The organism is Paenibacillus sp. FSL R5-0908 (genome assembly GCF_038006245.1).
GTDB classification, from domain to species: domain Bacteria; phylum Bacillota; class Bacilli; order Paenibacillales; family Paenibacillaceae; genus Paenibacillus_AQ; species Paenibacillus_AQ odorifer.
In genome coordinates this window covers 7218726-7230732 of the sequence record NZ_JBBOUV010000001.1, presented here as the reverse complement: position 1 = coordinate 7230732, position 12007 = coordinate 7218726, and the positions used below count along the sequence as shown (strand labels likewise).

Below are 12007 nucleotides of genomic sequence, written 5' to 3'. Positions count from 1 at the left end.
GTCTAAGACCGCAACCCTTGGGCAGGAAGGTTTTGAATAATGCCATATTTTTTAGTAATATTTCCATTAGATCAATCGAACTTGCTTTTATTGTATTTATTTGACTGCGCCAGATTGAATGGTCTTACTTAGCGATTTATGATACTATTTACTCCTATATAGAAAGAGGACGTGAGCTAATGATCAACATAACGATTCCAAAAGCGGATGTTAGTATTACTAAACAAATTAACCCGCAGTTAAGCAATATTTACGGATTTACGGACTTTCACCTGATTCCGAGAGATTACGGCGGTATCTTTATGTTCTACAATGATCAGGATGAGTTGTTGTTTGTAGGTAAAGCGAGAAAGCTAAGACCAAGAATTAAAAAACATTTTGAAGACACCGTATCTGACATCAAGCAACATCGGGACGAGGTCACCAGAATTGATGTGTGTTTAATCGAAAGTCCAGTTCATAGAGAGATCTACGAAACCTATATCATTAATGAACTGAAATCTAAATACAACGTAGATAAAGTGATGTTTAGATAAAAGTAAGACCCAGGCACCATCCATGTGATGGTGCTTTTTTGTGTTCTGAGAATAGTTGCGAATGAAATGGAAGTAATGGTGCACAATATACAAGATATTCAAATCCATCATTGTTCACAAGGAGATAGGTCATATTGAAAAATAAGTATTTGATGTTGAAGCTAACCTTATTGTGTATGTTTCTGGTTGTAAGTGTTACACCTACAATTGCCGATGCTGCAGCAGCTAAAGAGAAAAAGAGCTCCCACAAGCAATGCTTAACCCCCTCCGTAATTGAGCTTAAGGATAATCTTAGGAAGTTATGGATCGATCATGTGGTTTGGACAAAGAACTACATTGTTAGCGCCTTTGCAGATTCTGAGGACAAGGATAAGGTTCTGGCAAGGCTGTTACAGAATCAGCAGGACATAGGGGATGTCTTTAAACCGTATTACGGTGAGGCAGTTGGAGATAAGCTGGCTCAATTATTGCGGGAGCATATTCTTATTGCCGGAAAAGTTCTAGGTGCTGTAAAGGCTGGAAATCAGGCCGATGTGGAAAAATACAATAAAGAGTGGTATGCCAACGCTGATGACATTGCCAAGTTCCTAAGTAGCCAGAATCCCAAATATTCTTATGAACAATTAAAGGAAATGCTTCATGAACATCTGGAATTGATTACTGATGACGTGACAGCTAGAGTTAAAAAGGATTGGGATGCCGAAATTGTCGCATTTGATAAAGGGCTGGAGCATATGATCATGTTCGCAGATATCTTAACCGAGGGATTGATCAAACAATTTCCCGATAAATTCAATTGAAATCAAAGCACCCGAAGGGGTGCTTTTTTTATTTTGCAGAAGAGAATAGGTCTTTAGGTGCATTTCAGAAAGTTAGATATAAAGGCTCACTTACATACAAGATAAGTAAACTATAATAGACTCGTGGGCACTCGACATTTTTTGACATTTTTTTATAATTGAGGTGATAAAATCGATGATTTCCCCCTTTTTTAAAAAGAAAGATTCAGTGGATAAGCAATCCAAGTCGGATATGGTTCAAAAGGTACAATTATTAGATGAACAGGTCGAAGAAATAGAAGAAAAGACCTCGGACGAGACTTTAGCTGGATTGGTTACTACAGGCAAAGCTCAGCTTGATAAAAAATCACTCGATTTGATCTTCTCCGTAGAGCAGATTATTCAGGCCAGACAACATGCGGAGACCAATATTAATGAACTTCAGGATCGGTTAACCCATTCCAGCAGTCATGTGGAGCGCTTAAACCGGGATATGAAGAACCTCAATAAGGTTATTGAGGAAAGAGAAAAGAATGTCCGCGAGCTTGAGCATAAGTTGATTGAGAGAAATTTGAAGGTAGATCAAGTGCTGGAGGATTACCGGGAGCTTCAAACTACGCTCACAGCTGAGATTGAGGAATTGAAGAGTACCATTGAGCTGGAGCAGCAAAAGTATGTAAATCTGATTCAAAAACATAACGAAGCCCATGCAGAGAAACTCAAAAAGATGAATGATCTGGAAGAGAAAATCGGACGGGTTGAGATTGAGAATGCACATCTAAAACAAAAGTACGATACGATTCGCCAAGAAAAGGCGTATCTCTCGGGTATGATCAGCGATTTCACCAATCGGATGACGGTTCCTTTTGGGAGTGGCAGTAGTCTGACGGATCGAAATGATGGAAACGGAGATACATAGGATTCATGGCATCTAAGGAACCGGACACCATTCTAATGATTGAGTTACTGTCGCTTGAGCATGAACAGGCCGGTTATCAGATTGAGGTAGGTCTAACCCGTAATGTTGGGTACGCAAGAAGCAAGCTCACCATAGATGAATTTACATACGAACAATTGAAGGCGCTAGGTCCCTTTTCCGGAGGGAGAATGAGATTGTCGCTGTATCCGAAGTGGGATCCGTTTCGGAATAGTTACTACAGCACACTGATTATAATGAACAGAGCTTACAGCGAAACATTGTATTTTGCCTGTTCTGAAAATTATGTAAACCAACTTCTTCAATTAAAGCAGCAGGACTATCCTCAAGCAGAAGAGGAGAGGGTAGTTCAGACCATGCTTCCCTCTACAGAACCAGGGCATAGGATAAGCAGAAAGAAGACCAAACGAATTGGACTGGTTGCACTGCTGTGTCTCATGTTCGCTTGTTTGATATTTGTGTTACCTCTGCGAATGGATGGACAACTCGTAGATAGTGCTGAAGCGCTGGAGGAACCCGTATTAGAGGCCGACTCTGAGCCATTACTTTCGGTACCGTTCGTTACCCTTGCGCAGACGATATCGGTTCATAACCAGCAAGCCGAGCCTACACCAGAACCTTCAGTCCCTCCTCAAGAACAGACATTACCGTACGAAAAGTATGAATTACCCGAGAATGAATTTTTGTATAGTTTGCCAAAGGGTTATGTTGCCTTGTCATTTGATGATGGACCGTCAAAGTATACGAAAGAGATCGTAGATATTCTAGTAGAACATAAGGTGGCTGCCACCTTTTTATTCATTGGGAATAAGGTAGCTCATAATGCGGAAGCCGTTAGGTATGCTAATGAGCATAAGATGTCGGTTGGGAGTCATTCGTGGGATCATAGCAAAATGACTGCTAATGGCGTTGAGGAGAACCGGATTAACTTGGCGAAGACTAATCAGGCGCTGGAGCAAATTACACAATCACCGATTACTATTTTTCGGCCGCCATATGGGGCGATCAATGACAAGTTAACCGCCAAGGTGACGGAACAGCAGATGAAGGTATTATTGTGGAATCGTGATCCCGAGGATTGGAACGTCAAGAACCCAGAGGATATTCTTCAATATGTTCATCATGCCGATCCGTCCGGCGGAGTCTATCTATTTCACGAAAAGAAGATTACTGTAGAAGCTTTGCCCGCTATCATTAAGTATTTCCAAGAGAAAAACCTGAAATTTGTTGTTTTTAAATAGAATCAGAGAATCCATGTTATTGCAGAATAAAAGTGGCTGTTACAGGGTTGTGATCACTGTGTTCGAAGGATAACTCATGACCCTGTACGCCGCTTATGCTGACGTTTGGTGAGACTAGAAAGCCATCAATCACTGCGCGGAAATTCACACCTTCTGTATAGGCAACATCGAGCGTCCGGACGGAGGGTACCTTGGCATCTACAGCCCACTGAAAGCCCTGTTGAAAATGTTCAGGGAATTCTTGCAGCCATTGCGGCCAATCCTGCGTTGTCTCGAAAGCATCAGGAGCTGTACCCGGAAGGGAATGGTTCCAATCTCCCCCTAAGATGAGGTAATTCCCTTTGTCATTCTCCTTCTTGATATAAGCCGATAAATACTCCAATTGCTGTTTGCGAATCGTTCCGCCTTGGTCAAAGGCTGATAAATGAAGATTGACTAGAATCAGTTCTTTTCCATTATCAACGGGGAATCTGCTCTCCACAAAAGCACGGTCGAGATCAAACTGTTGGCGAGGCCAGGTTTCTTTGCCCGGGAGATCATATCTAATATTACTTGTGCTGTTAAAACGGGATAAAGTTAACAAACCGCTGTTCACCGAGCCCATCGGATCAAGAACAGGAAGCGGTACCCAAGGTACCTTGTAGTTGGTCGCGAAAACATTGCTGTAATCAGCGAACTTATTCGACAAGTAAGAGACTTCATCTATACCGTTGCTACGGGAAGAATCGATGTCGACCTCCTGCAGCATGAACAGGTCCGAGTCTGTAGCTGTCATAAGGGATGCTACGGCCTCAAGGTTTATCTTCGTTTGTTCCCTACTGCTTGAGCGTGACTTTGTTCCGCCATCCATAAAGAAATCTTGGCCTTTATCCAACCCGGCGTAGCCAATATTAAAGGTAGTTACAGAAAAGGATTCTCCCTGCTTCATTACTTGCTGCGGATTATTGTTTACAGTAAGTGTAGTAATCTCCTGTGGTTTATAGTCAGTGAGAGTAATATACACTAAAAAACCGCCAAGGATTAGAACGGCAGCTAGAAGGGTGAGGCTGATTGCTTTTATTCTTGTTGAACCCATATGATTCCATCGCTCCTTAGATACATGTTCATAGAACAGACTTTAATGGTGTAAACTTCGACACAACCCAATAACTCCCCTTGTTTTAATAAAAAAAATTTGAGACAATGAGTAGTGATGGTCTGAACTTTAACGTTTTGAAAAGAGGATAACGAATGAATATAGAATCCATTTATGGATTAACTTTTGATCAACTGGCGGCATGGCTGTTAGAACGTGGACATAAAAAGTTTCGGGCTACGCAGGTCTGGGATTGGCTTTATCGGAAGCGGATTACAGACTTTTCGGAAATGCTCGATGTAAATAAAGATTGTGTAGAATTATTAGAGCAGAATTTTGTCATTCATACCTTGGAAGAACATGTGAAGCAGGAATCTGCGGATGGAACGATTAAGTTCCTGTTCCGCCTAAAGGATGGCAACCTGATCGAGACAGTGCTTATGAGACAGAAATACGGCTTGTCTGTATGTGTAACCACGCAAGTGGGCTGCAATATCGGCTGCAGCTTCTGTGCAAGTGGGCTATTGGCGAAGAGCCGGGATCTCTCCAGCGGAGAGATTGTGGAGCAGATTATGAAGGTCCAGCAGCATCTGGATGCGGCGAACCTGGATCAAAAGGTCAGTCACGTCGTAGTGATGGGCATTGGCGAGCCATTCGATAACTTCAAGAACCTGCTCGATTTCCTGGCGATTGTCAAAGATCACAAGGGACTAGCAATTGCGGGTAGAGGGATTACCGTATCAACGAGCGGATTGGCTAACAAAATCGTTGAATTTGCGGATGCGAATACGCAGGTGAACCTGGCGGTTTCTTTGCATGCCCCTAATAATGAACTGCGGACGCAGATCATGAAGATTAACAAGGCCATTCCAATAGAGAAGCTAATGGAGTCTATAGATTATTATTTGGAGAAAACCAAGCGGAGAATTACGCTGGAATACATTCTGATGAAGGATGTAAACGACGGCAGAGAGCATGCGCTTGAACTGGCCGAGCTGATTGGCGATCGACGCCCGCTCGTCAATGTGAATTTGATTCCTTATAACCCGGTGGATGAACACAGCCAATATCAAAGAAGCGAGCGGGAGACGGTGCGGGCCTTTTTTGATACCTTGAAGAAGCAGGGTGTCAGCGTAAGCACTCGTCTGGAGCATGGTGTGGATATTGATGCTGCCTGCGGACAGCTGCGAAGCAAACAAATCAAGAAATCCAAAGCCATGGCTTGACGGACTACCTCGACAACAATATGTTACTTTTTGTGATACAATGACGTGGCAGGTATTAGGAAAAGAGGTTGATTGAGTTATGTTGACATTTACGGGCTACAATGTGGAGAATGTAAAAGATCCTTTCGGTATACTAACCGGTAAACGGTATGAATTTGTCGTTCAACTGGACGTTCCAGAGGATGATGAGCTGTATGTAGTGAACGGAGTATCCGCTAGAGCGATTATTAAGGTGGATGAAGATCAAGTCAGCATCGTAAGTTATGATCTACAGGAGACAACTTCAGGTCAACTGCTCGATTTCGATATGGAAGAGGACGAGGAAGAAGCGTTACTCCTTTTTTGTAAAGAGCATTTGCCAGAATAATTAAGCAGCATTGACCTCCTTGCCCAATGTTCAATTGTGGCAGGGATTTTTTTAAAATATAAGCATTTATATGTTTTGTACTTTAAAGTATCTTTATATTTCTACGAGAAACGGTTGTCGTCCTTTAAGGACGACAATGTTGTTTCTTCTTGTAAGATCTTTAGCAAGTTTGGGATATATCGGTTAAAATATTATAAAGCATCCAAAATAGGAGTTGTATACATGTCTAATGAAGAAGTGTTCTTGACCAAAGAAGGGTTGGCTCAATTAGAGGAAGAGCTGAAGGAATTGAAAGGCGCAGGGCGTAAGGAATTGGCCGCACGGCTTAAATTGGCGATCAGCTATGGAGACTTGAAGGAAAATAGTGAGTACCATTCGGCCAAGGACGATCAATCGTTCATGGAGACTCGTATTATGATTCTGGAGAAAATGTTGACCAAAGCCAAGATCGTGGATGAGAGCCAAATGGATCTGTCAAAGGTTAGTATGGGTTGTATTGTTATTCTGAATGACATCGAATATTCGGAGAAGATCGAATATAGAATTGTTGGAGCTGCTGAAGCAGATGTTCTTAATAACAAGATTTCCTATGAAAGCCCGCTAGGCAAGGAATTGCTGGGTAAAAAGGTCGGCGATATTGTTAGTGTAAATGCACCGATGGGCATCATTAAATATGAGTTGCTTGAGATCAAAATGATGTAACAATATATTGAAAAGCTCTCAACCCTTTGTAAGGGTTGAGAGCTTTTTTGTTGGCATGATAGGTTTTGGCTATGAGGTATATTGATTTCATATCTTAGACGTTCTGCGCTGTTGCGCTTATAGTTTGAAGTAACCTACAGCAGAGGAGTTCTATTCATGATCCAAAGTGTGTTATCGACGTTATACCAAGTCATTGTGCCTTTGTCCATTCCTGTGATCGTGGGTGCGCTACTTGGGCGGTTTAAGAATCTGGATACGAAGCCGTTATTGACGCTTTATCTATACTTTTTAACGCCGGCAATTATTTTAAATACATTGGCTACTGCCGAGATATCCATGGATGATGTTTATAAGACGCTCGCCTTTTCGCTTCTGAATCTAATCTTTTTATGGGCGATTGCGAATATAGTCGGCAAATTATTGAAGCTAGATCCATCCGAAGTATCCGGTCTGACCTTGATTTCAACGTTTACAAATAGTGTGAATTATGGACTTCCGCTGGTGTTGCTAGCTTTCGGACAGCTTGGTCTCGATAAGGCCTCTGTATATGTGATCGGACAGATGATTATCGTGAATACGATAGGCGTTTATTTTGCAGCAAGATCTCAGTTCTCGGTAAAAAATGCAGTGAAATCGGTCTTTTCGCTTCCTGCCATTTACGCAGCGCTCTTGGCCCTTCTTCTCCGCATCTTTGGCCTGCATTTGCCTACAGAGGTGGCTACAGGGGTTGCCTTGGTAGCTGGAGGATATTCGCCGGTGGTACTGGCGATCCTTGGCGCACAGATGGTTAAAGTGAGAACCATGCCATCCGCACGCAAGGGCCAGTCTACTTTTTGGACAGGGATGTCGATTCGATTAATCTTAGCGCCGCTAGTGGCTTACCTCGGATTATCGATCCTGCAAATTACCGGGACCTTGTTCTCTGTGCTGCTAATTTTGGCTTCTATGCCAGTTGCCGTCAACGCCGTAGTGTTAGCCGAGCGCTTTAATGCCTCACCGGAGCTGGTATCCAAATGTATTTTGTGGACGACGCTTGCTTCGTTTCTCGTGTTGCCGGTGCTTATAGTGTTAGTGCAAGGTGCGTAAGCCCTTAGAAATCAAAATGATCTGGGTCTGGACCTACCCGTTGATCTTGGTTGAGAGAGTTAATTAGAGTCATATCCTCGTCAGATAAATTGAAATCAAACACGTCTACATTTTCGATGATCCGGTGTTCTTTAGTAGACTTAGGAATAGTGATAATCCCACGTTGCAGGTCCCAACGGACAATAACTTGAGCGACGGATTTGCCATGTTTGGCGGCAATTTTTTTCAGTACAGGCTGATCGAACAATTGACCTTGCATTAATGGAGACCAAGCTTCTAATTGGATTCCTTGCTCTTTGCAGAAGTCTAGCAGCTCTTGCTGATTCAAATAAGGATGTAATTCAACTTGATTGACCATAGGCTTAATCTCAGCATCCTTCAGTACATCTTCAAGATGGTGAATCTGGAAGTTGCTGACCCCAATGGCTTTTACCCGGCCCTCTTTATACAACGTTTCGAGCGCTCTCCAAGACTCTTTATATTTTCCTTTTACAGGCCAGTGGATAAGGTACAAATCCAGGTATTCAAGTCCGAGTTTAGCTAAGCTAGTCTCGTAGGCGGCGATGGTCTCTTCGTAGCCCATATCTGCGGTCCAGACCTTTGAGGTTACGAAAAGCTCTTCTCTGGACAAGTTGTTCTCTTGTAGAGCCTCTTGGATGGCTTGTCCCACGCCTGTTTCATTCTCATAAATTGCGGCAGTGTCAATGCTGCGGTAACCGTGTTTAATAGCGGACTTGATCGCTTGTATCAGTTCTGCGCCTTCTTCTACTTTAAATACGCCAAGCCCTAGCCAAGGCATATTTACACCGTTGTGTAATGTAGTTGTATCCTGTAGATGTTGAGCCATAATAAAGTAACCTCCTAAGATATTTAAAAGTTTGTTTGGGTTGTTAATGGACTGCTGTTTAAGCAGCTTTAGTCTGGAGAGGAGCCTCATCTTTCTTCTCCAGAGCACGGCTCCATGCCGTCAGTAATACTGCGGACAGAACCATGATTGCACCTACCCAAGTGGTATGAATCAGTCCCATATGATCTGTGACGATGCCGCCAAGGTACGCTCCAATGGCAATACCAGCGTTAAAAGCAGCAATATTTAATGCAGAAGCTACATCTCGTGCACTTGGCGCATATCGATCTGCAAGCGTAACAACATGTACTTGCAAGCCGGGCACGTTCATGAAAGCTAACAGTCCCATAAAGAAGATCGTAATCAGTGCGGCAACCTTGTAAGGTGCGGTAAAAGCTAAGACAAATAAGACGACAGCTTGGACTGCAAACATATAGAATAGAGCATTCATTGGTTTGCGGTTGGCGGCTTTACCTCCAATCACGTTCCCGATGGCAATCGCAATGCCGTAGACAAGCAAGATGACGGCGACTGTATTCTCTTTGAATCCGCTGATCTCATGCAGAAGGGGCGATAAATAAGTAAAGACTACAAATGTGCCCCCATAGCCCAAAGCTGTAATCGCGAAGGCAAGCAGTAAACGCCCATTGGTGACCAGCTTAACTTGCTCACGAAGGGGTGTGTGGGTACCTTTGCGCAGCCCGGATGAAGGAACAAGGATCAGATTGCCGATGAGTGCTATAAGCCCGATTGCAATGATAGCAACAAATGCAGCACGCCAGCCGAGTTGTTGGCCAAGGAACGTACCTAGCGGAACGCCAGTAACAGTAGCTACTGTAAGTCCAGTGAACATGATGGCAATGGCACTGGCCTTACGATCCTCAGGCACGAGGTCGGCGGCAATGGTCGAAGCAATCGACATGAACAAGCCATGTGCCAGGGCGGAAATCACTCTCGCGATTAACAGCAATGTAATCCCGTCCGCAGCCGCCGCAAGACTATTGCCGATAATAAAAACGATCATAATGCTTAGCAGTAAGGTTTTGCGCGATACCGACGTGGTTAGCGACGTTAAGATGGGTGCGCCAAAAGTTACTCCTAAAGCGTATAAAGTAACGGTCAACCCGGCTGTGGTTACCGGTATATGCAGATCCGTGGCGATTAGAGGCAGCAGCCCCACACTGATAAACTCAGTGGTACCAATCGCAAAGGCACTAATGGCTAGAGCTAAGAGCGCCAAGGTGCTTCTTTTTTTATCTAAGGACATTTTTTTCACTCCTACGCTGTGTTAATCACCGGGCCGGTAAGTGCTATTATGAAGAGATCTGTCCATTAAGTATAGTACGTACTTTAAAGTGCTATAGGTACTAAAAAGTACCTATAGAGCAACTCGCCAAACCACAAAAAAGCATGGGCACCCTGATCTCGTCAGGATTGCCCATGCTTTTTGCTATGCTTGTTATATAGTCCCAATAGGGTTAACGGGACCGTTGTTTGAGGTGGCACCGTTTAGTTGTGCCTTTGTTAGTGGCGTGCCCACCTGATCCTCCACCAACTGCCTGCTGCTGTCTTGTTCCTGGGCTTTCAATAGCGGAGTTTGTTCCACCGGTGCTGAACGTTCCGCCTCCGCTTGCTACCTGAGTTGCGGAGGCATTCTGACTCCGTTTAGGCAGTTTAACCGTCTGGGTATTGATAACGACCACAACTTCTTTGCGATACGGATATAATAAGAGGGGCTTAGCTTTGCCGCGTTTGTTGCCCCCACTGCCTAGGTTAGTCGCATCACCGCCTGCGCCGACACTTTGTTGTTGGCGTGTATAGGGAGAAGCAATGGCGGCATTATTGCCGCTTGCGCTGCTGCGTCCTGCTCCACTTGCAATTTGTGTAGTGTTGGGGGCGTTCGTATATTGATTGTTGATGACAAAGACTAATCTGTCCACTCCGTGGAGTGGGGTCCTTGTAATTATGCGCCGTTTTCCTTTTTGAATAATGACCACGATCCGGTCTCTTTTATAGGCCACCCATATTCACTCTCCCATACTTTGACTTCATTAACATTAATGCAGATGGGGGGAATAAGTGATAAATACGGGCGGTCTATCTCGAAAAACAATCATTTGCCTAAGTTAGCTGCCTACTAAACGGGTTTATTTATTCAAAGCTATATTTGATTCCCCATTGCTCCCGGACATTGCTCATAATGTCCATGACATCCAAGGAGAGGTTGAGGGTCTCTTTATGGTTTTTATCTGCAATATACCGCTGCATATCTTCAATCTCGTATTGCAAAGCCCTGGCTGTATCTCCAGCTTCAATCGTCTCTACTGTGCCATCCAAATACTGAATGGTGGCTTTGCTGGCCCGCGGGAAATTGTCTACGGTAATAAATCCGAGTTCTCCTGCAACCACACCCCGTTTAGGCATTTTGGAGCGCATTGTAAGGGAGACCACCGCCATTTCATCTGCAGCATTGTTAAGAATAATGCCGGATTGCTCATCCACTCCTGTCTCGAATCGTTTTACCGTAGTAAGAATCTCATGGGGCTGTTTGGACAGGAAGAATCTTGTGAAGGACAACGCATACGTCCCAATATCCAGCAGGGCTCCGCCCGCCAGATCTTTGCTGAAGAAACGGTTGTTCACATCATATTCTTTATGGCTGCCAAAGGAGACCTGCACCATTTTGAGGCGCCCGATGATGCCATCATCAATGAGCTGCCGCAGTTTTTTATACAGTGGCATATGGTAAATGGTCATAGCTTCGGCCACAACCAGGTCCTTTTCAGCGGCAAGTCGGGTGACCTCTTGAAGTTGTTTGCTGTTCACCGTGATTGCTTTTTCGCAGAGAACATGTTTGTTATTCTGTAAGCTTTCAATGATGTATTCATAATGATTGCTATGTGGCGTAGAGATGTATACTACATCAATTGCGGGATCTTGCAGCATTTCACTGTAACTGCCATAAGCTTTCGTGGCTCCATATTGAGTAGCGAAGTGTTGTGCTTTCTCCAAGCTCCGCGACCCAACCGCATACAACGTTCCTTCCGTTTCATTCAGCGCAGCCGCAAATTCAGCAGCTATACTTCCTGGACCAACAATTGCCCACTTTAAAGGGGTCATTTCCAGCACCTCATTTGTTTGAATTGTTTGTTTTTATTTAGTGTTAACCTTAATTCCATCTGAACCATTCATCTTCATAAAAGTTTTGATA

The 12007-nt window shown here is 43.8% G+C and carries 13 protein-coding genes; 8 read left to right on the top strand and 5 right to left on the bottom strand.

The features are described 5' to 3' along the window. Positions 1-179: 179 nt before the first annotated feature. From MKZ09_RS33050 to MKZ09_RS33035, 4 genes are all read left to right on the top strand, one after another. Entirely contained in the window at positions 180-536 is a 357-nt protein-coding gene (locus tag MKZ09_RS33050) for a nucleotide excision repair endonuclease (RefSeq protein WP_036682230.1), read from the top strand. A 134-nt stretch (positions 537-670) separates the two neighbouring features. Then, positions 671-1336 carry a glycosyltransferase gene (locus MKZ09_RS33045; RefSeq protein ID WP_172628870.1) on the top strand — a complete coding sequence of 222 codons (666 nt, stop codon included), beginning with the start codon at positions 671-673 and terminating at the stop codon, positions 1334-1336. Between the two features lie 175 nt (positions 1337-1511). After that, a complete protein-coding gene (locus MKZ09_RS33040; protein WP_076124118.1) occupies positions 1512-2234 on the top strand; it encodes a hypothetical protein in 723 nt (240 codons plus the stop codon). 5 nt (positions 2235-2239) lie between these two features. After that, the gene (locus MKZ09_RS33035) at positions 2240-3493 is read left to right on the top strand and encodes a polysaccharide deacetylase family protein (RefSeq protein ID WP_076202065.1); all 1254 of its coding nucleotides are present in this window, start codon (positions 2240-2242) and stop codon (positions 3491-3493) included. Between the two features lie 16 nt (positions 3494-3509). Here MKZ09_RS33035 and MKZ09_RS33030 read toward each other — a convergent pair whose 3' ends face one another. Beyond that, positions 3510-4568, bottom strand: a complete 1059-nt coding sequence (locus MKZ09_RS33030) for an endonuclease/exonuclease/phosphatase family protein (protein ID WP_076202063.1) — start codon at positions 4566-4568, stop codon at positions 3510-3512. A 155-nt stretch (positions 4569-4723) separates the two neighbouring features. On the opposite strand from MKZ09_RS33030, the gene rlmN reads away from it, so the two are divergent. The 4 genes from rlmN to MKZ09_RS33010 all read left to right on the top strand — a co-directional run bounded on the left by rlmN (position 4724) and on the right by MKZ09_RS33010 (position 7949). After that, positions 4724-5794: a 23S rRNA (adenine(2503)-C(2))-methyltransferase RlmN gene (gene rlmN / locus MKZ09_RS33025; RefSeq protein ID WP_036682223.1), complete on the top strand. Its 1071-nt coding sequence runs from the start codon at positions 4724-4726 to the stop codon at positions 5792-5794. A 79-nt stretch (positions 5795-5873) separates the two neighbouring features. Next, entirely contained in the window at positions 5874-6161 is a 288-nt protein-coding gene (locus tag MKZ09_RS33020; protein WP_076202060.1) for a DUF6509 family protein, read from the top strand. Between the two features lie 222 nt (positions 6162-6383). Then, on the top strand, positions 6384-6863 hold the full coding sequence (greA, locus tag MKZ09_RS33015; protein ID WP_036682220.1) for a transcription elongation factor GreA: 480 nt from the start codon (positions 6384-6386) through the stop codon (positions 6861-6863). A 156-nt stretch (positions 6864-7019) separates the two neighbouring features. Next, entirely contained in the window at positions 7020-7949 is a 930-nt protein-coding gene (locus MKZ09_RS33010; RefSeq protein ID WP_076132744.1) for an AEC family transporter, read from the top strand. A 4-nt stretch (positions 7950-7953) separates the two neighbouring features. Here the strand turns inward: MKZ09_RS33010 and MKZ09_RS33005 are convergent, their stop codons facing one another. The 4 genes from MKZ09_RS33005 to MKZ09_RS32990 form a co-directional block, all read right to left on the bottom strand. Beyond that, positions 7954-8796, bottom strand: coding sequence for an aldo/keto reductase (locus MKZ09_RS33005; RefSeq protein ID WP_076099739.1), 843 nt, complete (start codon positions 8794-8796; stop codon positions 7954-7956). A 58-nt stretch (positions 8797-8854) separates the two neighbouring features. Then, a complete protein-coding gene (locus tag MKZ09_RS33000) occupies positions 8855-10063 on the bottom strand; it encodes an MFS transporter (RefSeq protein WP_076202058.1) in 1209 nt (402 codons plus the stop codon). 211 nt (positions 10064-10274) lie between these two features. Continuing rightward, positions 10275-10817, bottom strand: coding sequence for a hypothetical protein (locus MKZ09_RS32995; RefSeq protein WP_081388811.1), 543 nt, complete (start codon positions 10815-10817; stop codon positions 10275-10277). A 130-nt stretch (positions 10818-10947) separates the two neighbouring features. Next, entirely contained in the window at positions 10948-11916 is a 969-nt protein-coding gene (locus MKZ09_RS32990) for a Gfo/Idh/MocA family protein (RefSeq protein ID WP_076132738.1), read from the bottom strand. Positions 11917-12007 lie beyond the last annotated feature (91 nt).